Origin of the sequence: Poseidonocella sp. HB161398 (assembly GCF_005870025.1) — a bacterium.
Classification (GTDB): domain Bacteria; phylum Pseudomonadota; class Alphaproteobacteria; order Rhodobacterales; family Rhodobacteraceae; genus Mangrovicoccus.
The window spans coordinates 251941-273792 of record NZ_VATA01000003.1; the positions used below are offsets into that span (position 1 = coordinate 251941).

Sequence of the window (21852 nt, forward strand, 5' to 3'; positions counted from 1 at the left end):
AGATGAGGCGACTTCTACTGACCGCGGCCCTGGCGGCCCTGGCGGGACCGGCCCTGGCCAACAAGGTCTTCGTCAGCAATGAGCGCGGCAATACCGTCACGGTGATCGACAGCGACAGCTGGGAGGTGATCGCCGAATTCCCCGCCGGGAACCGCCCGCGCGGCATCACCATCAGCCCCGATGGCCGGCATGTCTATGTCTGCGCCAGCGACGACAACCTGGTACGGGTCTTCGATGCCGAAACCTACGAGGAGCTGCCATCGCTGCCTTCGGGCCCCGATCCCGAGCTCTTCGTGCTGCATCCCGACGGCAATCCGCTCTATATCGCCAACGAGGACGACAACCTGGTGACGGTGACCGATGTCGAGACCCGCCAGGTGCTGGCCGAGGTGCCAGTCGGGGTGGAGCCCGAGGGGATGGGGATCAGCCCCGATGCCCGCTTCGTGGTCAACACGTCCGAGACCACCAACATGGCGCATTTCATCGACACCTCGGACTACCAGATCAAGCACAACGTGCTGGTGGACCAGCGCCCGCGCTATGCCCAGTACTCGGCCGACGGCACCAAGCTCTTCGTCACGGCCGAGATCGGCGGCACGGTCTCGGTGATCGCGATCGACGATGACGGCAAGCCGGACCTTGTGCACAAGATCAGCTTCGAGGTGCCCGGCGTGCTGCCCGAATGGCTGCAGCCCGTGGGGGCGAGGATCACCTCGGACGGAAAATGGCTCTTCGTCGCGCTCGGCCCAGCGAACCGCGTTGCGGTGGTCGATGCCGAGAGCTACGAGGTGAAGGACTACATCATGGTCGGGCAGAGGGTCTGGCAGATGGACTTCACTCCGGACGAGAAGTTCCTGATTACCACCAACGGCAATTCCAACGACGTGACGGTGATCGATGTCGCGGCCCAGAAGGCGCTGCGCTCGATCCAGGTGGGGCAGCAGCCCTGGGGCGTCGTCGTGCAACCCGACATGTGAGGTAGACCCATGCGTATTCCGACCCTCCTGGCCGCGCTCGCGCTGGCCTCTCCGGCCGCGGCCGCGCCGCTATGCACCGATATGGGCTTCGCGGGGCTCCTGGCCTCGTGCAACCGCGGCGAGCCGATCCAGCTGACGCTGGCCTCGGGCGAGCCCCTGGGCGAGGACGTGGTGCTGCAGTCCGGCGCCTACTACAAGATGATCATCACCGCCGACGGCTCGGCCGAGCTGGCGATCGAGGGCCCGTCCTTCTTCCGCGCCATCTGGATGAACGAGATCGTCATCAACAAGATCGAGATCCGGCCGATGGCGATCGACTCGATCGAATTCGACAAGGCGGGCGAGGCAGAGCTGAGCTTCATCGCGATCAAGCCCGGCGCCCATGTCATCCGCATCCCCGGCTCTCACGGCGAGAGCCAGCAGATCACCGTCCAGATCCAGTGAGGTCCCAGATGAAGCCGCTTTTCCTTGCCGCCCTCCTTGCCCTGGCGGGCCTGCCGGCGCTGGCGCAGAATGCCGACGGGCTGCCGCAGGAGACGGTCGACGCGATCATGGCGAAGCTTGCCGCCATGAACTGCCAGATGGACCCGGACGACATCGAGGCCGAGGACGAGGGCTTCGATCTCGACGACGTGATCTGCGAGGGCGGCCAGCAGTACGACATCCTTCTCGACATGGATTTCAACGAGATCGATCGCCGCGCGGAATAACCCGGACAGCCGCCCCCCGCCTTCGTCCTATTGCAAGCCGCGGGGGGATGGGCCAGTCAGGAGCCAGAGCGGCCGGCCCGGGGAGGGGCCGGCGTCAGGGAGGAGAGAATGAGCATTTTCAAGACGCTGGGCGCGGCCCTCTTGGCCGCAGCCGCCGCAGGTCCGGCGCTGGCCCAGGAGCTGCCGCAGATCCGCGCCGCCACGCTGGAAATCGGCACGGTCAACTGGGAGCTGGACACGATCATCCGCAACGGCTTCGACCGGGCGCATGGCTTCGAGCTGGTGCTGCAGCCCTATGCCTCGAATGACGCGACGCGGGTCGCGGCCGAGGGCGGCGAGGCCGACATGTTCGTCGCCGACTGGATCTGGGCCGCCCGCCAGCGCGCCGCGGGCAAGGACTGGGTGGTCATCCCCTATTCGACCGCGGTCGGCGGGCTGGTGGTGCCCGAAGGCAGCAAGGCCGAGACGCTGGCCGATCTGGCCGGCGGCAAGATCGGCATCGCCGGCGGGCCGCTCGACAAGAGCTGGCTGATCCTGCGCGCCTATGCCCGGTCCGAATACGGCATGGACCTGGCGGGCGAGACGGAACAGGTCTACGGCGCGCCGCCGCTGATCTTCAAGACCGCGCTTTCGGGCGATCTCGACGGGGCGATCAACTTCTGGCACTTCCTCGCCAAGATGAAGGCCGGGGGCATGCGCGAGCTGATCTCGGTCGAGGAGGCCGCCGGGACGCTGGGGCTCGACCCGAACACGCCGCTCCTGGGCTATGTGCTGGGCGAGGATTTCCTGGCCGCCCATCCGGGCATCGGCCAGGCGCTCTACGAGGCCTCGCGCGACGCCAAGGAGCTTCTGGCCGGCGACGATGCCGCCTGGGAGGCGGTGCGGCCGAAGATGAACGCCCAGACCGACGCCCAGTTCGAGGGGCTGCGCGCCGATTTCCGCGCGGGCATCCCCGAGCCGGGCCCGGTCGACGAGGCGGCGGCGGGACGGCTCCTGTCGCTGATGGCCGAGCTCGGCGGGGCGGATCTGGTCGGCGACGCCACAGAGCTGCCGCCGGGGCTCTTCCTCAAGGTGGAGTAGGGACGGCCGCTTGACACGTCTTCCGGTTCCGGCGGTGTCGCTTCTGGGGCTCCTGCTGCTCTGGACCGCCGCCGCCGCGCTCACCGCCGATCCCTCGATCCTGCCGCAGCCCTGGGCGCTGGCCGGTCCCGCCTGGGCCGAGATCGTCTCGGGGCGGCTGCCCTTCCATCTCGGCCATACCCTGGTCAGGGTCGCCTGGGCCTTCGCCCTGGCGATGGCGGCGGGCACGGTGCTGGGCTTCGTCATGGGGCGCTACGAGACGGTGAACCGCTGGCTCGACCCCTGGCTGGTGGTCTTCCTGAACCTGCCCGCGCTGGTGCTGATCGTGCTGTGCTATCTGTGGATCGGGCTGAACGAAACCGCGGCCATCGCGGCGGTGACGCTCAACAAGGTGCCGAACGTGACGGCGGTGATCCGCGAGGGGGTGCGCAGCTTCTCCGGCGATCTCGACGCGATGGCGACGGTCTTCCGCATGCCCTTCCGGCGGCGGCTGCGCCATGTGCTGCTGCCGCAGCTCGCGCCCTATCTCTCGGCAGCGGCGCGCTCGGGCGTGGCGGTGATCTGGAAAATCGTGCTGGTGGTCGAGTTCCTCGGCCGCTCGAACGGCATCGGCTTCCAGATCCACCTGTATTTCCAGCTCTTCGACGTCGCCCGGGTGCTGGTCTACGCGCTCAGCTTCGTTGCGGTGATGCTGGCGGTGGAATGGGCGGTGCTGCAGCCCTGGGAGCGGCGCGCGCGCCGCTGGCGGACGGCATGATCGAGGTCGATATCCGCGGCAAGAGCTTCGGCGGCACCCAGGTGCTGGGCCCGCTCTCCTTCCGCATCGCCCCGGGCGAGGTGCTGGCGGTGCTCGGCCCCTCGGGCATCGGCAAGTCGACGCTGCTGAAGATCGTCGCCGGGCTCGACACCCTTTTCGAGGGCCGGGTCGCGCGGCCGCAGCGGCTGGCGATGGTCTTCCAGGAGCCGACCCTGCTGCCCTGGCGCTCGGCGCTGCAGAACCTGACGCTGGTCCATCCCGGGCTCGGCCGCGCGGGCGCGGAGGAGATGCTGGAACAGGTGGGGCTCGCGGGCAAGGGCGAGGCCTTTCCCGGCCAGCTCTCGCTCGGCCAGCAGCGGCGGCTGGCGCTGGCGCGCGCCTTCGCCGGGCAGCCCGAGCTGCTGGTGCTCGACGAGCCCTTCGTCTCGCTCGACGCCGAGCTGGCCGAGACCATGCTGGCGCTGACCGAGGCGCTGATCGCCCGGGTGAAGCCGTCAGTCCTGCTGGTCACCCATGCCCGTGCCGAGGCCGAGCGGCTGGCCGACCGGATGCTGTGGCTTTCGGGCAGTCCCGCGCGGCTCGGGGCCGAGCCGTGAGGCTCAGGCCTGCTTCTCGGCGGTGTTCATCATGCGGCAGGACCATTTCGAGACATGCCATCTTGCATGGCTCTCGGTCCATTTTGCCAGTTCCGGCTGGGCGCCCATCATGCAGGTCATCGGCGAGACGTCCGAGAACAGCAGGCTGCGTTCCTCGCAGACGCCGGGGCTGGTATTCATGCAGGCAACGAAGAGGAGTTCGATCATGGGGGAGGCTCGTGTCTACTCTGCTTTCGGATGAGACGAGTATGAACGAATGGTTTCGCCCGGAAAGGGAATCGACCCGCATGGCAGGTATGTCAGCAAGGCTGCCTGAATTTCGGGCGCAGAAATGCTGCGCCTGCACAATAAAGAGGGTTAACGTAGCGGCACCCGGTTTCCTGGGTCAGCAAGGATGAGGTATCTTCTCCGCTCGCTGAAGCTGCGCCTGGGGCTGATGGCCGCCGGGCTGGGGCTGGCGGCGGTGCTCTCGGCGGGGCTGCTGCTGGCGGGGCTGGCGGAGATCTCGGCGCGGATGCAGGCGCTCGAGGCGGCGGAGCGGCGGCTCGACCGCTATTCGGTGCTCTCGACCGAGGCGGCGCGCTATCTGGTCGTCGCCACCGAGGCGCTGCAGAGCGGGCTCGGGCCGCAGGCGCGGTCGGAGCGGCTCTCGGGGATCGCCGCCGAGATGGCGGGCACCTTCGCGCGGCTGCAGGACGACCTGAGGGCCGCCGTCGCCGAGGCCGAGCGGCTGGGGCTCGACGAGCAGAGCCGCCGCGCCACCACCGGGCTCGCCATCGCGCGGATGCAGGCGCAATTCGCCGTCACCCATGCCGCGCTGCTGGCGCCGGGCGGCGCGCCCGAGACGCTGCGCGGCTATCTCGACAGCTTCGCGATGAATGCCGACCCCAACCTGAATGCCGCCGTCAGCGCCGAGATCCGCGGCCGCGAGGCGATCCGGGCGGGCATCGTGCAGCTGCGCCACCGGCTGTCAGTTGCGGCGCTGGCGCTGGCGCTGACGGCGGCGGGGCTGGCGGCGGGGGCCTATCTGGCGCTGATCCGGCCGCAGATCCGGCGGCTCGACCGGCTCGCCGTGGCTGCCCGGCGGATCGGCGCCGAGGATTTCGCCGTGGCGCTGCCCGAAGCGCCCGACGAGATCGGCCGGCTCTTCGCCGAGACCAACCGCATGGCCGCCGCGCTCGGCCGCCGCCGTGCCGAGATTGCGGCTGACTGGGCGCGGCTCAACGAGATCATCGACAGCCGCACCGAGGCGCTGCGTGCCGCCAACGAGGCGCTGGCCGCGCGCGACCGCGACCGCCGCCGCTTCTTCGCCGATATCAGCCACGAGCTGCGCACGCCGCTGACCGTCATCTCGATGGAGGCGCAGATCGGTGCGGCGTCGCCCGATCCCGGCCAGGCCGCCGCCTTCGCCACGATCCGCGCCCGGGCCGAGCGGCTGAGCCGCCAGATCGACGACCTGCTGCGCGTCGCCCGCTCGGAGAGCGGCCAGCTGGAGCTGGCGCCGGTGCCGCTCGATGCGGGCGAGATCCTGCGCGAGGCGCTGGAGGCGGCACAGGGCGAGCTGGCCGCGGCAGGGATGGACGCCGCGCTCGGCCCGCTGGCCCCGGCGCCGGTGCTGGCCGATCCCGCCTGGCTGCGCCAGCTTGCCACCGGCGCGATCCGCAACGCCATCCGCCATGCCGGGGCGGGCGGCAAGCTGCGGCTGGAGCTGGAGCCCGGCGCCGAGACCGTGCTGCGCATCACCGATAACGGGCCGGGCATCGCGCCGGAGGCGCGGGAGCGGCTCTTCGACCGCTTCGCCCGCGGCGCGGACTCGCCGGGCTTCGGCATCGGCCTGGCCTTGGCACGCTGGGTGATGGAAGAGCAGGGCGGGCGGGTCGAGATCGAGAGCCCGGTCGCCCCGCCGCGGCGGCTGGGGGACAATCCCGGCTGCAGCCTCTGCCTGGCCCTGCCGCGGCTGGACGATTCCCCAGAATAGGACCTCAGGATTGTTAACAACTATGTAGCATCAAGTTCGTTTCCTGCCTGCTGATCCGACAAGCGCGGCCAGAACCGCCTTAAAAGCCGCCTCTCATATGCGTCTTTTCCGCAGAGGCGGCCCGCGGGGTCGGCCCGGACGGGACGCTGCGCCTAGGCTGGTTGCGGGGCAGCGCCGTCCAGGGCGTGGCGGGGCGCTCCGGGGTTCTTGCATGGGGAAATGAAAATGACAGCAACTGCAGATCCGTCCGAAACCGCCACCGCCGCCGGGGCCGACCCGCATGGCGATACCCTGGCGCCCGTCGGGCCGCACGAGAAGACCTGGGGCTGGTTCGCCATCTTCAACATCTGGGCGAACGACATCCAGTCGCTCTTCGGCTATTCGCTGGTGGCCTCGCTCTTCATCTCCTACGGCGTGTCCGGCTGGACCGCCTTTGCCGCGCTGATCACCGCCGGGCTGATGGTGATGTTCCTCGTCAACCTCTCGGGCCGGGCGGGCGAGAAATACGGCATTCCCTATCCGGTCCTGGCCCGCGCCAGCCTCGGCACCGCGGGGGCCAAGCTGCCGGCCATCCTGCGCGCGACGGTCGCGGTCTTCTGGTACGGGGTACAGGTCTATTTCGCCTCCACCGCGCTGTCGCTCTTCCTCTACACGGTCACCGGGATGGAGCCCGGCGGGACGCTGCTGGGGCTGACCTTCGTCGACTGGCTGTCCTTCGTCGCGGTCTGGGCCTTCCACATCTTCATCTTCTGGCGCGGCATGGGCTGGGTGGAGACCTTCCTCAACATCGCCGGGCCCTTCGTCTACGCGGTGATGATCGGGCTCGTCGTCGTGCTGTGGCAGAAATCCGACGGCCAGCTGCTGGCGCAGGCGCAGACCATCTTCGCCAATCCCGAGGCCACCTTCTGGAGCGAATTCTCCGGCTATGTCGCCATCATCGGCACGATGGTCGCCTATTTCGCCGCGGTGATGCTGAATTTCAGCGACTTCTCGCGCTTCGCCAAGGACCGCAAGGCGATGGTGCTGGGCAATCTGGCGGGGCTGCCGATCAACATGATCCTGTTCTCGGCGCTGGCGCTCTTGACGACCGCGGGCGCGGCCGTCGTCTATGGCGAGGCGATCATCAACCCGACCGAGATCGTCGAGCGCACCGACAGCGCCATCCTCGGCATGATCGCCGCCGTGACCTTCTTCGCGGCGACGGTCGGCATCAACCTGGTGGCGAATTTCATCCCGGCGGTGAACGGCATCGCGAACCTGGCGCCCGCGAAGATCAGCTTCCGCATGGCGGGGATGATCACCTCGGTCTTCGCGCTGATCATCGGCGGGTTCTGGAACAGCTTCATCAGCGAGTTCGGCATCGCGGGCTTTGTCAACACGCTGGGCGCGACGCTGGCGCCGATCTACGGCATCATGATCGTCGACTACTACCTGCTGCGCAGCGAAGAGCTCGACCGCGACCATCTCTACGAGACCGATGGCGGCAAGTACCACTACGGCAACGGCTGGAACGACGCGGCGCTGATCGCCTTCGCCACGGCGGCGGTGTTCTCGGTGGCGACCGTCTGGCTGCCCTTCCTGGCGTTCCTGTCGGGCTATGCCTGGATCTGCGGCGCGGTGCTCGGCGGGGTGATCTACCGCCATCTGGCGGTGAAGCAGGGCCTGGCCGTTCCGGCCTGATCCCGGCCGCGATACGACCCGGAGGGCTGCGCCACGGCGCGGCCCTCTGCCGTTCCGGGCCCGGCGCAAGCTTCCGTTAACCTTGCACGCCTAGGCATGGGGCAGGGGCGGCGCGCGTCCCGGCGGTTCGGAAAGGCGGCCATGCCAGGCACCCTCAGGCTTCTCCTCCCTGCGCTCCTGCCAAGCTGGCGGTTCTTTTCGGGCGTCGGCCCCTCGCCGCGGATCGAGATCCGCGAGGCGGGCGGGCTCTGGCAGGAGGCGGTGCCGCTGCCGCCCCGCCTGCCGCTGGCGGCGATGCTGCGGCGGCTGGCCTGGAACCCGCGCTGGAATGCCCGGCTCTATCTCGTCAGCCTGTCGGAGCGGCTGGCCGAAGCCCCCGATCCCCATGCCGAAGCCGAGCTGCGCACGCGGCTTCTCGCGGGGCGGACGGGCGACTGGCAGGTCCGCCTGGTCTTCGTCAGCCGCAAGGGCGAGGCGCTGGAGCGGCAGACGCTCTGGAGCAGCGGCACGCCATGACGCTCGAGGCGGCGCTGTGGCTGAGCGAGTGCCTGCTGGCGCTGGCCCTTCTGCAGGCCGCGGCCGAGCATCTGGCCGAGGGCGATGCCCGCCCGCTCTACGCGCTGCGCGCCGCGCTCTGCCTGGCGCTGCTCGCGCGGGCCGGGGCGGAGGCGGTGCTGGCCGGGCTCTTCGCGACCTCGCTCCTTCTCCTCCACCGCTGGCAGGGGCCCTATAACGGCGGCTCGGACCGGATGGGCCTCCTGATCCTCTTCTGCCTGATGATGGCGCGGCTCTTCCCCGGCCAGGCGGAGCTGGCGCTCGGCTATCTCGCCGCCCAGCTGGTGCTGAGCTACGCGGTCTCGGGCTGGGTGAAGATCGTCAATCCCGACTGGCGCAGCGGCCGGGCGCTGTCGGACGTGTTCCGCTTCTCCGCCTATCCGGTGGCGGAGGACCTGCGCGGCCTTGCGGCGCGGCGCGGGCTCCTCCGCACGGCCTCCTGGGGGGTGATGGGGCTGGAGCTGCTCTTCCCGCTCGCGCTGACCAGTCCGCTGCTCCTCGTTCCGGCGCTCTGCGCGACGGCCGCGTTCCATCTGGCCAATGCCTGCGTCTTCGGGCTGAACCGCTTCCTCTGGACCTGGCTGGCGGCGTATCCCTCGCTGATCTGGCTGCAGGGGCGGCTCTTCGGCTAGCGCGCGCGGCGCAGTTCCGCCGCCAGCGCGGCAATCTCGTCGCGCAGCGCGGCCATCGCCTCGGGCGCCAGCCCGGTGCGCTCGCCGACGCAGCGCGGGATGTCGGCCGCGGCCGCCTCCATCGCGCGGCCCGCCGGGCTCAGATGCACCCGCACCTGCCGCTCGTCCTTGCCGTCGCGCCGCCGTTCCACCAGCCCGGCCGCCTCCAGCCGCTTCAGGAGCGGCGTCAGCGTGCTGGAATCGAGCCCGACCGCCTGGCCGATCCCGCCCACGGTCAGCGGCCCCTCGGCCGTCCAGAGCGCCGAGAGCACCAGGTATTGCGGATAGGTGATGCCCAGCCGGTCGAGCAGCGGGCGATAGGCCTGCTGCATCGCCTGCGAGGCGGAATAGAGCGCAAAGCACAGCATGTCGGACGGGGCGAGGGTCATCCCTTTCAGATAAATCGCGCACGATCCTTTTGCAAGCCATTGACTCGGACACGGGGCGGCCATAAGTATCGTGCACGATTTAAACGTGCACAAAGGAAACTGCGATGTCCATCGACCCCAAGTACTGGACCGAGGCGACGGCAACCGGCGGCGGCCGCAACGGCACGGCGGCGCTGAAATCGGGGATGCTGACCGTGACCATGGCGAGCCCGAAGGAGCTGGGCGGCGCCGGGGCGGGGCACAATCCCGAAGAGCTCTTCGCGCTCGGCTATGCCGCCTGCTATCTCGGCGCGATGCGCTTCGCCGCCTCCAGCGAGAAGCTCGGCACCGTCCCCGAGGATGCCACCGTCGAGGCGCATGTCGGCATCGGCCCGCGCAGCGAGGGCGGCTTCGGCCTGAAGGTGAAGCTCGTCGTCTCGATGCCGGGGGTGGAGCGCGCCACGGCCGAGAAGATCGTCGAGCGCGGCCATTTCATCTGCCCCTATTCCAACGCGACCCAGGGCAATATCGAGGTCGAGACCGAACTGGCCTGAAGGGCCGCGCCACCGCACGAAAAAGGGGCCCCGCGGGGCCCCTTCCTGTATTCTGAATTGCACGGCGCCGGGCTCAGAGCCCCAGCTTTGCCGCCACCAGGTCGTTCACGGCCTTCGGGTTGGCCTTGCCGCCCGTGGCCTTCATCACCTGGCCGACGAACCAGCCCGCGAGCTTCGGGTTCTGCTTGGCCTTCTCGACCTGCGCCGGGTTGGCGGCGATCACCTCGTCCACCGCGGCCTCGATCGCGCCGGTATCGGTCACCTGCTTCATGCCGCGCTCCTCGACGATATGCGAGGGGTCGCCGCCGTCGACATAGACGATCTCGAACAGGTCCTTGGCGATCTTGCCCGAGATGTCGCCCTTCTGGATCAGGTTGATGATCCCGCCGAGCTGCGCCGGGCTGACCGGGCTGTCGGACAGCGCCTTGTCGTCCTTCTTCAGCCGGCCGAAGAGGTCGTTGATCACCCAGTTCGCGGCCAGCTTGCCGTCGGAGGCATTGGCGACCTCCTCGAAATAGGCGGCATTCTCCACCTCGGCGGTCAGCACCGAGGCGTCGTAGTCCGACAGGCCGTAATCGGCGATGTAGCGCGCCTTGCGGGCATCCGGCAGCTCGGGCAGCGTCGCGGCGATGTCGTCGACCCAGCCCTGCTCGATCTCCAGCGGCAGCAGGTCGGGGCAGGGGAAGTAGCGGTAGTCATGCGCCTCTTCCTTCGAGCGCATCGACCGCGTCTCGTTCTTGTCCGGATCGTAGAGCCGGGTTTCCTGGTCGATCTTGCCGCCATCCTCGAGGATCGCGATCTGGCGGCGCGCCTCGACCTCGATCGCGGCCTGGATGAAGCGCATCGAGTTCATGTTCTTGATCTCGCAGCGCGTGCCCAGATGGCCGAAATCCTGGGTCGCCTGGTATTTCTCGTAATCGCCCGGACGGCAGACCGAGACGTTGACGTCGGCGCGCAGGTTGCCGTTCTGCATGTTGCCGTCGCAGGTGCCGAGATAGCGCAGGATCTGGCGCAGCTTGCCGACATAGGCGGCGGCCTCTTCGGGGCCGCGGATGTCGGGGCGGCTGACGATCTCCATGAGCGCGACGCCGGTGCGGTTGAGATCGACGAAGGACATGTGCGGATCCATGTCGTGGATCGACTTGCCGGCGTCCTGCTCCAGGTGGATGCGCTCGATCCGCACCAGCCGCGCGATGCCCTCGGCCAGCTCGACCAGCACTTCGCCCTCGCCGACGATCGGGTGGTAGAGCTGGCTGATCTGGTAGCCCTGCGGCAGGTCGGGATAGAAGTAGTTCTTGCGGTCGAAGGCCGAGACCAGGTTGATCTCCGCCTTCAGCCCGAGCCCGGTGCGCACCGCCTGGGCGATGCAGAATTCGTTGATCACGGGCAGCATGCCGGGCATGGCGGCATCGACGAAGGCCACATTCGCGTTCGGCTCGGCGCCGAATTTCGTCGAGGCGCCGGAGAACAGCTTCGCCTCGGACGAGACCTGCGCGTGGATCTCCATGCCGATCACGAGTTCCCAGTCGCCGGTCGCGCCGGCAATCACCTTGGGTTTCGGGGTGTCGTAGGTCAGGTCGAGCATGGGATCTCCGTCGAGGGCATTGCCGGGATGGGCTCTTCTACGCCAAGGCGCGCCCGGGAAACAAGGGCCGCGCAAACAGGCCGGGGCGGGCGGGGATCGGCGGGGATCTGCCCAATTACTCCGGGCTTGAAATAAAGCCTTTGCCGGATGGCCGTCGCGCCCTAACCACGCCTTCGGCGAAATGGCGATGAGGTCCCGCATGACGAGGCTGCGGCTTTGCGTTCTGGTAATTGGTATGGCCCTGGGGGCCTGTTCCGTGGAAAACGGCCCGGCAATGGCCAGCCGCACGGAGAAGCCCACCATGGCGTGGGACAACAAGTCCGCGAAGGGCGAGGCCTGGACGCAGGCGGCACTCAAGGCGCTGCAGGAACATGGCAGCGATCTGCCCCAGATGGTTCCCGGCGACATCGACAACTACTGCCCGGGCTACAAGACCGCCTCGATGGAGGACCGGCAGGCCTTCTGGGCGGGGCTCCTCTCCTCGATGGCCAAGCACGAGAGCACCTGGCGCGAGACCGCCGTCGGCGGCGGCGGGCGCTGGTTCGGACTGGTGCAGATCGCGCCGGGGACGGCCCGGGCCTATGGCTGCGAAGCCAAGAGCGGCTCTGCGCTGCTCGACGGGTCCAAGAACCTCTCCTGCGCCATCCGCATCATGAACAAGACCGTGCCGCGGGACGGCGTGATCTCGGCGGGCATGCGCGGCGTGGCAGCCGACTGGGGTCCGTTCCATTCCTCGAAGAAGCGCAATGACATGATGACCTGGGTCAGCAGCCAGGGTTATTGCCAGGCGCAGGAAGCCAAGGGCTGAGCCTGCCCGGGGCCGCGTGCGTCGCGGCCTGCCGCGGGACGCTCCCGCGAGGGCGTCCGCTTCGAATGCCGGAAAGCCGAATGCGCCGGAACCGCCCGCGGGGCGGGGCGCGGCCCGTCAGTAGCTCAGGAGCTTGGTCTTCGCGACCCAGCGGCTGTTCTGCACCAGCGAGACATTCGGCGCGTAGCGGCCGCCGAGCGCCAGCGTGGCCCGGCGCAGCATCTCGATGCCGTCCTCGGATTTCACCGGCAGGGAGGCGGGCGAGATCGGTTCGCCGATGGTGACGCGGTAGGGCTGCTTGGCCTTGTTCAGCGTCTCGTGGAACAGCGTGATGTCGCGCAGCGTCGGGTGCAGCAGGTCGAAGAGATAGAACAGCACCGAGTTGCGCGCGCGGATGTTCACCGGGATGACCGGCAGCTCGAACTTGCGCGCGATCATCGCCGCAGAGGCCATCCAGGGCCGCTCGTAGAGCTTCAGCCCGCGCCGCTTGGCCAGGCGTCCCGAGGGGAAGATCACCCCCAGCCGCCCCTGGTCGACCGCCTTGCGGGTATAGGCCATCGTCTCGCGCGTCTTCGAATGGCTGCGCTTCTCCTTGCGCCATTCGACCGGCGCGATCATGCCGTCGAATTGCGGCAGCACCCGCAGGATGTCGCAATTGGCGTAGAAATACGCGTCGGTGCGGACCTTGCTGAGCACGGCGTTCAGGATGATGCCGTCGGCAATGCCGGTCGGATGGTTGGCCACGATCAGCGCCGGGCCCGCGGCGGGAATGTTGGTGATCCCCGAGAATTCCAGATCCTTGGCCAGCATGTCGGCCAGCTGCGACATGATCTCGCCGACCGGCAGCGGGTCGAAATGCTCGCCCAGGCGCACCGTCTTGGAATAGCCGAGCATCCGCGTCAGCGCGAAACGGCAGGGCGGGGCCCAGGGCAGGTCCGAGAAGAGCCAGGGGGCCCGTTCGGCAATGAGAGGATCGATTCTGTCTTGCATCCGGCTATCTTGATCGCGACCTGCGACGGCCTGGTGACAATATGCTCTGCGGCCGCCCATCTTCAAGGCAATTCGAGAAAACTCGTCCCCGCCAAGCTGCCCGGGAACGTTCATCCAGTCAAGCTGATCGCAGGTCGCAGCAGCGCGTCGATGCGGCGGTGAAGCGCGTCCGGGTCGATCGGCTTGCGCGCCATCTCGACCCCGCGCCGCTCCAGCTTCTGGCGCAGCTCCAGCGACTTGTCGGAGGAAATCGCCAATGTGGGAAGGCTGGAGAGCTGCGGAGCGGCGCTGCGCAGCTGGTCGAGCAGGGCCACCCCTTCGCCGCGGCGGATGCCCAGGATGACCAGGTCGGGCAGGATGTCGATCTCTCCCAGCAACTCGGCGGCTTCTTGCGCATCGGGCAGGTCGAGCACCTCCATGTGCCAGGCATCGAACTGCTGGGCGAGGGCGGCGCGCAGGGTCTCGTCCGGCTCGACCAGCAGCGCGATCTGTCCTTCGAGCGCAGAGCTCGCCGCGCGGGCGGGATCGCTGCGGGCGCGCGCGACCGGCGCGGCCGCGGATGCCCGGGCGAAAGTGACCGAGAAGACGCTGCCGCGCCCCGGCTCGGAGGCGAGCGCCACCTGGTGGCCGAGAAGCGCGCAGGCGCGCTCGACGATGGCGAGGCCGAGCCCCACGCCCTCGGACAGGTCCGCCGCCGCGCGGCCGCGCTGGAACTCGCCGAAGACGGTCTGCTGGTCCTCGGGCGCGATGCCGACGCCGGTGTCCCAGACCTCGACCCGGACCTCGTCGCCCCGGCGCCGTGCGCCGACCAGGATCCGCCCCCGGGGCGTGTAGCGCACCGCATTGGCGATCAGGTTCTGCAGGATGCGGCGCAGATAGATCTGGTCCGAGGTGACGATCGCCGAGCAGGGCAGGATGGTCAGCCGCAGCCCCTTGGCGCGCGCCAGCGGCTCGAACTCGTCGGCCAGCGTGTTCAGCACCAGCCCCAGGGGCACCGGCGCGGGATCGACGGCGGCCAGCCCGGCATCGAGCCGCGAGATGTCGAGGAGCGAGGCCAGGATGGTTTCCACGCTGACCAGCGCATTGCGCGTCCGCTGCAGCGTCTCGCGCTGCAGGGCGGGGGCGGCGCCGCCTTCCTCGAGCGAGCTGAGGAAGAGCTTGGCCGCCGAGAGCGGCTGCAGCAGGTCGTGGCTCGCCGCCGCGACGAAGCGCGATTTCGAGGAATTGGCCCGTTCCGCATCGGCCAGCGCGTGCTCCAGGTCCAGCGTCCGCTCGGCGACGCGCTGCTCCAGCGTCTCGTTGGCCTGCACCATGGCGCGGATCGCCTCGCGCTCGGAGGTGACATCGGTGAAGCTGATGACGAAGCCGCGGTCCGGCGTCTCCTCGGCGAAGACGTCGAGGATGATCCGCTGGCCGCGCTGGATCTCGAAGCTAAGCGCCGGGCGCTCGGTCTCGCGCGCCACCCAGTCGCGCAGCGTGTCTGCGTTGGCCGCGCCCGGGAACTGCACCCGCTCGCCGATCATGTCCAGGAGCCGTCCGAACCGCGCGCCGACCGACAGCCGCCCCGCCGGGATCGCCAGGAGCGAGCTCAGCCGCTGGTTCCAGCCGATCAGGTGGTGGTCGGCGTCGAAGATGCAGACCCCCTGGTTCACATGGTCCAGCGTCGCCCGGATCAGCCGCGCCTGGTCGTCGAGCATGCGCTCCCGCTCGCGCCGCTCCAGCCGGATGATGTCGGTGATGTCGGTATGGATCATCACCGTGAAGCCGTCATGGGTGCGCTGCTCGCTGACCTGCAGCCAGCGGTCCCAGATCAGCCGGACGTTGAAGACGACATAGTCCTCGCGGTGCTTGTCCTTGCGCTGGTCGCGCCATTGCCGGACCGAGGTGTCGGGCGGCAGCACCAGGTGGCGGCTCTCGCTGACCATGTCGACATAGGCGTTGAACTGCAGCCCCGGCTCCATCCGCGCCTGGATGTCGGGCAGGTGCTGGCAGAAGCGCGAATTGCACAGCACCAGCCGTTCCTCGGCATCGAAGAGCGCGAAGCCCTCCTGGATCGCCTCGATGGCGTTCGACAGGTTCGCCCGGTCCTTCTCGGCGCGGATCGTGGCATCGGTCAGCTGGGCATTGGCCTGGTTCAGCAGGTCGAGCGTCCGCTCCAGGTCGCGGGTGCGGTTCCTGACCTGCTCCTCCAGCATCACCGCGCGCTGGAAATGCGCGTAGCTGGCATTCTTGTCGGAGAAGTCCTGCTCCACCCGCCGCATCAGAACCGAGGCGATCTTCAGGAGCTTGTCGCGCTGCCGCTCCAGACTGTCTTCGGGGTCGATCAGCCACTGGCTCATGGGGTCAGTCCGTCTCGGGCGGGTAGATCGCGGCGCCGGTCAGCGTCTGGTTCACATGGGTCGCGTGGTACTGCTCGCCATAGGTGTTGAAGCCGACCACGCCATGGCGGGCGAGAACGCGGCTGAGCGCGCCGACCTCCTGGCTCTGCTCGGCCTCGATGCGCCGCAGCATGCAGTCGAAGCCGAGGATCGAGGCGGGCGGGCCGCCCTCGCAGAGCCGCCCCAGCTCGCGCTCCAGATGCGCCACGATCGGCTCGGCGCGCGCTAGCGTCAGCACCACGCCCTCGGCGATGGCCGAATGGAAGACCAGGTTGCCCTCCTCGTCGACCCGCTGGATCGAGCGGACATGATGCGTGTCGCCGATCCGCACCAGCAGGGGATGCGCGGCGAAGGTCATCGGCCCGAGCTGCTCGGGATCCTTCTGCAGGATGCGGGCATATTCGCGCCCGGCGGGCTCGGCATTGATCTCGGTGACCAGCCGCCGCGCCGGGTCGGCGCCGGTGACGACCATCTGCGCCTCGGTCGGGCTGAGATGGTCGAGCGTGAAGAGTTTCACCCGGCAGCGCGTGCGCACCAGCGTCAGCACCGCGGCATCGGTCAGCGCCTCGCCCTCGTGCAGGATGAAGGCGCGGGTATACGCGGCGTCGTCGCCCGCGGAGCCGCCGAAGATCGGCACCGGCCCCATGGTCATCGCCAGCGCGCCCATCAGGATGTCCTCGGCCAGCGACAGCCCGTCGATCAGGGTGAAGGCGAATTCCGTGGTCCAGTCCGGCGCCCGGCGCTCCAGCTCGGAGCGGGCGCGCAGCACGCGGTAGCTGAGGTCGTGATTGTCGAAATCATGCAGGTTGCGCACCAGCACCGTGTCGCAGGCGAAGAGATCCTGCCGGAAGCCGAGCGCCACGATCTCGCGCGAGGCATAGCCCTGGCCGGTGATCTCGCCGGCGGTGGTGCAGCCGATCACGGTCATGCCGGAAAAGGCGCGGGCGGCCTCGGCGGCGATGCGGGCGACATCGGCGACCGGCGAGACGAAGATCGCCACCAGGTCGCCGGGCGCGAGCTTCAGCTCCTGCCGGATCTGCTGGAGCGCGTCGGGCGCGTCGCAGGGCGCATGCGCGCAGGCCAGGACCGGGGCGGCGCGGGCCAGGGTCTGTGACAGGGGTCCGCCCGGTGCTATTGCGGCTCTCCCTGCTGCAGGACGTGGCTGAACCGCGCCGATTGCGCGATCAGCACCGCCTGGGTGCGGCTCTGGACGCCGAGCTTGCGCATGATCGCCGTGACATGGGCCTTCACCGTGGTCTCGGCGATCGACAGGTCATAGGCGATCTGCTTGTTCAGCTTGCCCTCGCAGATCAGCTCCAGGATGCGGGCCTGCTGCTTGGTCAGCAGCGACATCCGCTCCAGCGGCGCATCGCCGGCATCGGTCTGGTCGGGCTCGATCGGCACATAGCCCGGCGGGGTGAAGCGCTCGCCCGCGGCCAGGGCCTCGAAGGCGCGCTGGAACACGTCGCGCTGGCTGTGCTTGGGCACGAAGCCCGCGGCGCCCGCCCGCAGCGACGAGGCGATCATCCGGTTGTCGGCCATCGACGAGACGATCAGCACGGGGATGTCCTTCGCCGCCTTGCAGATCCGCACCAGCCCGTCGAGCCCGCGCACATCCGGCAGGTTGAGGTCCAGCACGACGACGTCGGGCAGGTCGCCGCCCTCGAGCATCTCCAGAGCCGTGGAGAGCCGTTCCGCGGTGCGGATGTCGGTGATCGATGTGCAGAGCCGCAGCGTCATGGTCAGCGCGTCGCAGAACAGCGGATGGTCGTCCACGATCAGGGCGGTGCGCAGCCTGGGCGCGGCAGGGGCGGGATGAGGACTGGTCATGCCCATTTCTAGCACCGCCGCCCCGCACCCGCCAAGAAGATGCTGTGCCGGGCGCGCTAGACCTTGGTCGGAGACGGCAAAACCCGTGCCCTGTCAGGCAATTGGCCGAACGGCGCCACGGCGCCTGGCCGTCCGGGCGATGCCGCGCTGCAGCAGGCCGCCATGCCGTGCGGCGCGGGGTCCGGTCAACCTGAAAGTGATTGTCAAGTATTCGAATTGTGATACTGGACAAGGGCTTGCCCCCGGCGGGGCCGTCCGTTTGCGGACAGGATCCGGGACCGTCCGGCGCCGCTTCGGGCGCGGGTCCGGGGAGGGCCATGGCGGACACGGAGGTACGCATGAAGGATTTCCCGGCGGGAGGCCAGGATGCCGGGGGGCTGTCTCCGGAAGAGGCCGCGGCGCAGGATTACGACGAGCGGGACGCCTGGTGGACCTGCGCCCGCGCCGCGCTGTCGGTGAAGCTGAAATATCTCGGCGGCGACGCCCGCTGGGCAGGCAGCCGGGTGCTGCAGCTGCAATGCGAATCCGGCATCCTCGCCGACGGGCTCTTGCGCCGCGGCTGCGCCGTCACCGCCGTCGACACCCGCGAGGCGATGCTGCGCCATGCCCGCGAGCGCTCGCAGGCGCATGGCTACCGCGTCACCTACCGCCATGCCGCGGCGCTCTCCGAGCTGCCCTTCGAGTCGGGGGCCTTCGACATCGTGCTCTGCGACCATGTCTTCGACCGCGAGCTCGACCGCCGCGCCGTGCTTGCCGAGGCGGCGCGGGTGCTCTGCCCCGAGGGCGTGCTGATGGTCGCCTGCACCCGGCCGGGGCTCCTGCCGGCGCTCAGGATGCGGTTCTTTCCCGGCCGCATGGCGGCGGGCCTGCCCAAGCATCTCGGCCGCCGCCGCGGCATCGAGCCGAAGGCGCTGCAGGCGCTGATGGCGGAGGCGGGCTTCGTGCCTCTGCGCACCGGCGGGTTCGGGCCGAAGGGCATTCCCGGGGTGGCGCCGCAGAATTACGGCGTCTCGAAGCGGCTGCGGCCGATCTGGCTGGGCACCGCGCGCCGGCGCTGACGCTTTCGCATTGCCGCGACAGGCGCTAGGAGAGGGGATGCTTCGCGAGATAGACACTCTTTCCGGCTTCTTCGCCCACGGTTTCGATGACGTGATCGACGTGCGCAGCCCCGCCGAATTCGCCGAGGACCACGTCCCCGGCGCCATCAGCCTGCCCGTGCTCGACAATGACGAGCGCGCCCGCGTTGGCACCATCTACAAGCAGGAGAGCCGCTTCGGCGCCCGCAAGCTCGGCGCCGCGCTGGTCCTGCGCAACATTGCCCGCCATCTGGAGACGGAGCTGGCCGACCGGCCCGCGCCCTGGCGGCCGATGGTCTATTGCTGGCGCGGCGGCCAGCGCTCGGGCACCTTCACCTGGCTCCTGCGCGAGGTCGGCTGGCGCGCAGAGCAGGTCGATGGCGGCTACCGTACCTACCGGCGGCTGGTGGCCGGGATGCTGCACGAGGCGCCCTTGCCCTTCCGCTGCGTGGTGCTCTCGGGGATGACCTGCACGGCGAAGACCGTGCTTCTGGGCGAGCTCGCGCGCGAGGGCGTGCAGGTGCTCGATCTCGAGGGGCTGGCGCAGCATCGCGGCTCGGTCTTCGGCGGCCATGCCGCGCCGCAGCCCGCGCAGAAGATGTTCGAGAGCCGCATCGCCCAGGCGCTCTGCGCGCTCGATCCGGCGCGCCCGGTGGTGGTGGAGGCGGAGAGCTCGAGGATCGGCGATCTGCTGGTGCCGCCCCGGCTCTGGGAGCGGATGTGCGCCGCCCCGCGGGTTGAGGTCGCCGCGCCGCTGGAGGAGCGCGCGGAGTTCTTCCTCGACGCCTATGCCGATCTGGTCGCCGATCCCGACGGGTTCTGCGCGACGCTGGAGAAGCTCGTCCGGCTGCAGGGCCATGAGCGGGTCGAGGCCTGGCAGGGCCAGGTGCGCCAGGGCGCCTTCCGCCAGGTGGCGGCCGAGCTGATGCGCGACCATTACGACCCGCGCTATGCCCGGTCGGAGGCGCGCCACGGCAATGTCCCGGCCGAGGCGCTGGCGCTGGCCTCGCTGTCCCCGGCCGCCCTGCGCGGCGCCGCGCCCGGGCTGGCCGCGGCCGTCGCCCGCGCCGATGCCGCGCGCGAGGTGGCGGCGGCCGGATAGTGCCGCGCCTGCCAGGCGGCGAGGCGCGGATGCATCCGCGCCCGCCAGAGCGGCGGCACCATCGCCAGCACCGTCATCACCGGATAGCCATGCGGCAGCTCCGGCGCCCCGGCGCGGTTGCGCAGCAGCGGATAGGGCCGCATCGGCACGACATGGTGGTCGGAATGGCGCTGCAGGTTGATCAGCAGCCAGTTCGAGGCCCGCTGCGCCGCGTTCCAGGAATGCTGCGGCCCGACCGGCTCGTAGCGTCCGTCCGGACGCCGTGCCCGGACCAGCCCGTAATGCTCGATGTAGTTGACCAGCTCCAGCTGCCAGACCGCGACCAGCGCCTGCCAGAGGAACAGGCCGAGCCCCGCCGGGCCGCCGAGCGCCAGGGCGAGGCCGCAGAAGAGGCAGGCCAGCCCGGCATAGAGCCAGAACGGGTTCGACAGGTGCCAGGGCGGCCGGCCGCGCCGCCGCTGCCGCGCGGCCTCGGCATCGCGGGCGCTGGCCAGCCCCTGCGGCAGCACCCGCAGGAAGTAGCGCCAGAATCCCTCGCCCCGCCGCGCCGTCGCCGGATCGCGGGGGGTGGCGACATGGACATGGTGGACCAGCAGGTGCTCGCTGCGGAAATGGCCGTAGAGCACGGAGCCGAGCAGCAGGTCGCCCAGCAGCCGCGACTTGGCGCAGGGGCGGTGGATCAGCTCATGCGCGTAGGTGATGCCGATCGTGCCGCTGAGCACGCCCATGCCGGAGAAGAGCAGGATCTCCTCGCCCGGGGACAGTCCCAGTTCCCGCCGCGTGGCGAGGAGGGCGAGGAGCAGCCCCGCCTGCAAGGGCGCCCAGACCCAGAGCAGCGCCAGATGCCAGAAGAGCCCCTGGGCGGGATCGCCCGCCTCGCCGCGGTCCTCGCCGATCAGCCGGTCGAGCGCCGCCGTCGCGCCCCAGGCCGCCAGCGGCACCAGCAGGAGCGCCCAGCCGCCCGCCGCGGCCGCTAGGACCACCAGCGGCACCAGCAGCAGAGAGCCCCAGTAGGGCCAGGCGCGGGGCACGCCGTCGGCGCGGCGGAACAGGGACTGGGCGGGCAGGGACATCGGGCCTCCTGCCGCTATTTCTCCTCGAACCAGGGTTTCGAAAGGGTGAAGGCCTTGCGCATCACCGTCGGCAGATGGGCGGAGCGGAAATCGCCCTTGGCCACGAAATGCCCGCGCCGCGGCTCCGCCTCCTGCGGCAGCCGCGCCACCATCGGCCGAAGCCGCAGGTGGAAATGGGTGAAGGTGTGGCGCACCTCGCCATTGAGCGTCTGCCAGTCGCCGGGGGCGGGCGGCATCGCGACCGGCTCCGCCTCGGCCCAGTCGCTGCCCGGCCAGCCGAGCATGCCGCCGAGCAGCCCCGAGGCCGGGCGCGTCTCGAGAAGCCAGGCGCCGTCGGCGCGGCGGCCGAGATAGACGATGCCAAGCCGCGTCGGCTTCTCGCGCTTCGGCAGCTTCTTCGGCAGGTCGGCCGCCGTGCCCTCGCGCCGGGCCTGGCAGGGGTCGCGCCAGGGGCAGATGCCGCAGGCCGGGTTGCGCGGCGTGCAGATCGTCGCGCCCAGATCCATCACCGCCTGGGCATAGTCGCCCGGCCGTTCGGCGGGCGTCAGCGCGGCGGCCAGCCGGGTCAGCTCGGGCTTGGCCGTCGGCAGCGGCGTCTCGACGTCATGGAGCCGCGCCATCACCCGCTCGACATTGCCGTCGACCACCGTCTCGGGCCGGTCGAAGGCGATGGCGGCGATCGCGGCGGCGGTATAGGGGCCGATGCCGGGCAGGCCCAGGAGCCCCTCGAGCGTGTCGGGGAACTGCCCCATCTGCGCCACTTCGCGCGCGCATTTCAGCAGGTTCCGGGCCCGGGCGTAGTAGCCCAGCCCCGCCCAGGCGGCCATCACGTCGGCATCCTCGGCCGCTGCCAGCGCCTGCACCGTCGGCCATTCCAGCGTGAAGCGGTGGAAATAGGCCTTCACCGCGGGCACGGTCGTCTGCTGCAGCATCACCTCCGACAGCCAGACCCGGTAGGGGTCCGGCCGCTCGTCGGCATGGGGTGGCACGCGCCAGGGCAGCACCCTCGCGTGGCGGTCGTACCATTCCAGCAGATCTGCCGCGGTTGCCTCTGGACTACTGTCACGCAAGCGTTATGCCTCCA

General features: G+C 69.7%; 22 protein-coding genes and 1 pseudogene. 14 read left to right on the forward strand and 9 right to left on the reverse strand.

What is annotated here, in order from left to right:
* The first annotated feature begins 2 nt into the window (after window positions 1-2).
* The 6 genes from FGX59_RS04260 to FGX59_RS04285 all read left to right on the forward strand — a co-directional run bounded on the left by FGX59_RS04260 (window position 3) and on the right by FGX59_RS04285 (window position 4120).
* Complete coding sequence (locus FGX59_RS04260; protein ID WP_138465269.1) at window positions 3-977, forward strand: YVTN family beta-propeller repeat protein; 975 nt, start codon at window positions 3-5, stop codon at window positions 975-977.
* A gap of 9 nt (window positions 978-986) precedes the next feature.
* Window positions 987-1421: a hypothetical protein gene (locus FGX59_RS04265; protein WP_171060503.1), complete on the forward strand. Its 435-nt coding sequence runs from the start codon at window positions 987-989 to the stop codon at window positions 1419-1421.
* Window positions 1422-1429: 8 nt separating this feature from the next.
* Window positions 1430-1687 carry a PepSY domain-containing protein gene (locus tag FGX59_RS04270; protein WP_138465270.1) on the forward strand — a complete coding sequence of 86 codons (258 nt, stop codon included), beginning with the start codon at window positions 1430-1432 and terminating at the stop codon, window positions 1685-1687.
* 108 nt (window positions 1688-1795) lie between these two features.
* A complete protein-coding gene (locus FGX59_RS04275) occupies window positions 1796-2767 on the forward strand; it encodes an ABC transporter substrate-binding protein (RefSeq protein ID WP_138465271.1) in 972 nt (323 codons plus the stop codon).
* Between the two features lie 10 nt (window positions 2768-2777).
* Window positions 2778-3524, forward strand: a complete 747-nt coding sequence (locus tag FGX59_RS04280; protein WP_206078282.1) for an ABC transporter permease — start codon at window positions 2778-2780, stop codon at window positions 3522-3524.
* A complete protein-coding gene (locus FGX59_RS04285; protein WP_138465272.1) occupies window positions 3521-4120 on the forward strand; it encodes an ABC transporter ATP-binding protein in 600 nt (199 codons plus the stop codon). Before FGX59_RS04280 ends, FGX59_RS04285 begins: the two co-directional genes overlap by 4 nt.
* A gap of 3 nt (window positions 4121-4123) precedes the next feature.
* Here the strand turns inward: FGX59_RS04285 and FGX59_RS04290 are convergent, their stop codons facing one another.
* Window positions 4124-4327, reverse strand: coding sequence for a hypothetical protein (locus FGX59_RS04290; RefSeq protein WP_138465273.1), 204 nt, complete (start codon window positions 4325-4327; stop codon window positions 4124-4126).
* A gap of 187 nt (window positions 4328-4514) precedes the next feature.
* Here FGX59_RS04290 and FGX59_RS04295 point away from each other — a divergent pair, with 187 nt between their 5' ends.
* From FGX59_RS04295 to FGX59_RS04310, 4 genes are all read left to right on the forward strand, one after another.
* On the forward strand, window positions 4515-6098 hold the full coding sequence (locus FGX59_RS04295) for a HAMP domain-containing sensor histidine kinase (protein WP_138465274.1): 1584 nt from the start codon (window positions 4515-4517) through the stop codon (window positions 6096-6098).
* A 225-nt stretch (window positions 6099-6323) separates the two neighbouring features.
* On the forward strand, window positions 6324-7778 hold the full coding sequence (locus tag FGX59_RS04300) for an NCS1 family nucleobase:cation symporter-1 (protein ID WP_138465275.1): 1455 nt from the start codon (window positions 6324-6326) through the stop codon (window positions 7776-7778).
* 141 nt (window positions 7779-7919) lie between these two features.
* Window positions 7920-8294, forward strand: a complete 375-nt coding sequence (locus FGX59_RS04305; protein ID WP_138465276.1) for a hypothetical protein — start codon at window positions 7920-7922, stop codon at window positions 8292-8294.
* Window positions 8291-8965, forward strand: a complete 675-nt coding sequence (locus FGX59_RS04310; protein WP_138465277.1) for an HTTM domain-containing protein — start codon at window positions 8291-8293, stop codon at window positions 8963-8965. The genes FGX59_RS04305 and FGX59_RS04310 overlap by 4 nt, the downstream gene beginning before the upstream one ends.
* Here FGX59_RS04310 and FGX59_RS04315 read toward each other — a convergent pair.
* Window positions 8962-9393, reverse strand: a complete 432-nt coding sequence (locus tag FGX59_RS04315; RefSeq protein ID WP_138465278.1) for a MarR family winged helix-turn-helix transcriptional regulator — start codon at window positions 9391-9393, stop codon at window positions 8962-8964. The two genes, FGX59_RS04310 and FGX59_RS04315, sit on opposite strands and share 4 nt — an antisense overlap.
* A gap of 104 nt (window positions 9394-9497) precedes the next feature.
* Here FGX59_RS04315 and FGX59_RS04320 point away from each other — a divergent pair, with 104 nt between their 5' ends.
* Window positions 9498-9926 carry an organic hydroperoxide resistance protein gene (locus tag FGX59_RS04320; RefSeq protein ID WP_138465279.1) on the forward strand — a complete coding sequence of 143 codons (429 nt, stop codon included), beginning with the start codon at window positions 9498-9500 and terminating at the stop codon, window positions 9924-9926.
* A gap of 73 nt (window positions 9927-9999) precedes the next feature.
* Here FGX59_RS04320 and gatB read toward each other — a convergent pair whose 3' ends face one another.
* Window positions 10000-11511: an Asp-tRNA(Asn)/Glu-tRNA(Gln) amidotransferase subunit GatB gene (gene gatB, locus FGX59_RS04325; RefSeq protein ID WP_138465280.1), complete on the reverse strand. Its 1512-nt coding sequence runs from the start codon at window positions 11509-11511 to the stop codon at window positions 10000-10002.
* A gap of 301 nt (window positions 11512-11812) precedes the next feature.
* Here gatB and FGX59_RS04330 point away from each other — a divergent pair, with 301 nt between their 5' ends.
* A complete protein-coding gene (locus FGX59_RS04330) occupies window positions 11813-12319 on the forward strand; it encodes a transglycosylase SLT domain-containing protein (protein ID WP_240722241.1) in 507 nt (168 codons plus the stop codon).
* A 117-nt stretch (window positions 12320-12436) separates the two neighbouring features.
* On the opposite strand, the gene FGX59_RS04335 is transcribed toward FGX59_RS04330, so the two are convergent.
* The 4 genes from FGX59_RS04335 to FGX59_RS04350 form a co-directional block, all read right to left on the reverse strand.
* A complete protein-coding gene (locus tag FGX59_RS04335; RefSeq protein ID WP_138465282.1) occupies window positions 12437-13309 on the reverse strand; it encodes a 1-acyl-sn-glycerol-3-phosphate acyltransferase in 873 nt (290 codons plus the stop codon).
* A 110-nt stretch (window positions 13310-13419) separates the two neighbouring features.
* A complete protein-coding gene (locus FGX59_RS04340) occupies window positions 13420-15648 on the reverse strand; it encodes a PAS-domain containing protein (RefSeq protein WP_138465283.1) in 2229 nt (742 codons plus the stop codon).
* A 4-nt stretch (window positions 15649-15652) separates the two neighbouring features.
* The gene (locus FGX59_RS04345) at window positions 15653-16687 is read right to left on the reverse strand and encodes an FIST N-terminal domain-containing protein (protein ID WP_240722242.1); all 1035 of its coding nucleotides are present in this window, start codon (window positions 16685-16687) and stop codon (window positions 15653-15655) included.
* A gap of 131 nt (window positions 16688-16818) precedes the next feature.
* Entirely contained in the window at window positions 16819-17517 is a 699-nt protein-coding gene (locus FGX59_RS04350) for a response regulator transcription factor (protein ID WP_138465285.1), read from the reverse strand.
* 338 nt (window positions 17518-17855) lie between these two features.
* On the opposite strand from FGX59_RS04350, the gene FGX59_RS04355 reads away from it, so the two are divergent.
* Together FGX59_RS04355 and mnmH are read left to right on the forward strand one after the other, a co-directional pair.
* Window positions 17856-18575 (forward strand): class I SAM-dependent methyltransferase, encoded by a 720-nt coding sequence (locus FGX59_RS04355; RefSeq protein ID WP_171060505.1) that lies wholly within the window; start codon window positions 17856-17858, stop codon window positions 18573-18575.
* A gap of 37 nt (window positions 18576-18612) precedes the next feature.
* Window positions 18613-19695 (forward strand): tRNA 2-selenouridine(34) synthase MnmH, encoded by a 1083-nt coding sequence (gene mnmH, locus FGX59_RS04360; RefSeq protein ID WP_138465287.1) that lies wholly within the window; start codon window positions 18613-18615, stop codon window positions 19693-19695.
* 101 nt (window positions 19696-19796) lie between these two features.
* On the opposite strand, the pseudogene FGX59_RS04365 reads toward mnmH, so the two are convergent.
* Both FGX59_RS04365 and mutY read right to left on the reverse strand, forming a co-directional pair.
* Window positions 19797-20768 (reverse strand): annotated as a pseudogene (locus FGX59_RS04365) (alkane 1-monooxygenase); the annotation flags it as partial.
* Between the two features lie 14 nt (window positions 20769-20782).
* Window positions 20783-21838, reverse strand: a complete 1056-nt coding sequence (gene mutY, locus FGX59_RS04370) for an A/G-specific adenine glycosylase (protein WP_138465288.1) — start codon at window positions 21836-21838, stop codon at window positions 20783-20785.
* Window positions 21839-21852 lie beyond the last annotated feature (14 nt).

Bases quoted from the DNA above. Each gene is read 5' to 3' on its own strand.
- FGX59_RS04300 (WP_138465275.1), top strand. From the start codon at position 6,324: ATGACAGCAACTGCAGATCCGTCCGAAACCGCCACCGCCGCCGGGGCC.
- FGX59_RS04260 (WP_138465269.1), top strand. From the start codon at position 3: ATGAGGCGACTTCTACTGACCGCGGCCCTGGCGGCCCTGGCGGGACCG.
- FGX59_RS04315 (WP_138465278.1), bottom strand. From the start codon at position 9,393: ATGACCCTCGCCCCGTCCGACATGCTGTGCTTTGCGCTCTATTCCGCC.
- FGX59_RS04290 (WP_138465273.1), bottom strand. From the start codon at position 4,327: ATGATCGAACTCCTCTTCGTTGCCTGCATGAATACCAGCCCCGGCGTC.
- FGX59_RS04330 (WP_240722241.1), top strand. From the start codon at position 11,813: ATGGCGTGGGACAACAAGTCCGCGAAGGGCGAGGCCTGGACGCAGGCG.
- FGX59_RS04270 (WP_138465270.1), top strand. From the start codon at position 1,430: ATGAAGCCGCTTTTCCTTGCCGCCCTCCTTGCCCTGGCGGGCCTGCCG.
- FGX59_RS04310 (WP_138465277.1), top strand. From the start codon at position 8,291: ATGACGCTCGAGGCGGCGCTGTGGCTGAGCGAGTGCCTGCTGGCGCTG.
- FGX59_RS04265 (WP_171060503.1), top strand. From the start codon at position 987: ATGCGTATTCCGACCCTCCTGGCCGCGCTCGCGCTGGCCTCTCCGGCC.
- FGX59_RS04285 (WP_138465272.1), top strand. From the start codon at position 3,521: ATGATCGAGGTCGATATCCGCGGCAAGAGCTTCGGCGGCACCCAGGTG.
- gatB (WP_138465280.1), bottom strand. From the start codon at position 11,511: ATGCTCGACCTGACCTACGACACCCCGAAACCCAAGGTGATTGCCGGC.
- FGX59_RS04335 (WP_138465282.1), bottom strand. From the start codon at position 13,309: ATGCAAGACAGAATCGATCCTCTCATTGCCGAACGGGCCCCCTGGCTC.
- FGX59_RS04305 (WP_138465276.1), top strand. From the start codon at position 7,920: ATGCCAGGCACCCTCAGGCTTCTCCTCCCTGCGCTCCTGCCAAGCTGG.
- FGX59_RS04340 (WP_138465283.1), bottom strand. From the start codon at position 15,648: ATGAGCCAGTGGCTGATCGACCCCGAAGACAGTCTGGAGCGGCAGCGC.
- mnmH (WP_138465287.1), top strand. From the start codon at position 18,613: ATGCTTCGCGAGATAGACACTCTTTCCGGCTTCTTCGCCCACGGTTTC.
- FGX59_RS04355 (WP_171060505.1), top strand. From the start codon at position 17,856: ATGAAGGATTTCCCGGCGGGAGGCCAGGATGCCGGGGGGCTGTCTCCG.
- FGX59_RS04295 (WP_138465274.1), top strand. From the start codon at position 4,515: ATGAGGTATCTTCTCCGCTCGCTGAAGCTGCGCCTGGGGCTGATGGCC.
- FGX59_RS04275 (WP_138465271.1), top strand. From the start codon at position 1,796: ATGAGCATTTTCAAGACGCTGGGCGCGGCCCTCTTGGCCGCAGCCGCC.
- FGX59_RS04320 (WP_138465279.1), top strand. From the start codon at position 9,498: ATGTCCATCGACCCCAAGTACTGGACCGAGGCGACGGCAACCGGCGGC.
- FGX59_RS04350 (WP_138465285.1), bottom strand. From the start codon at position 17,517: ATGACCAGTCCTCATCCCGCCCCTGCCGCGCCCAGGCTGCGCACCGCC.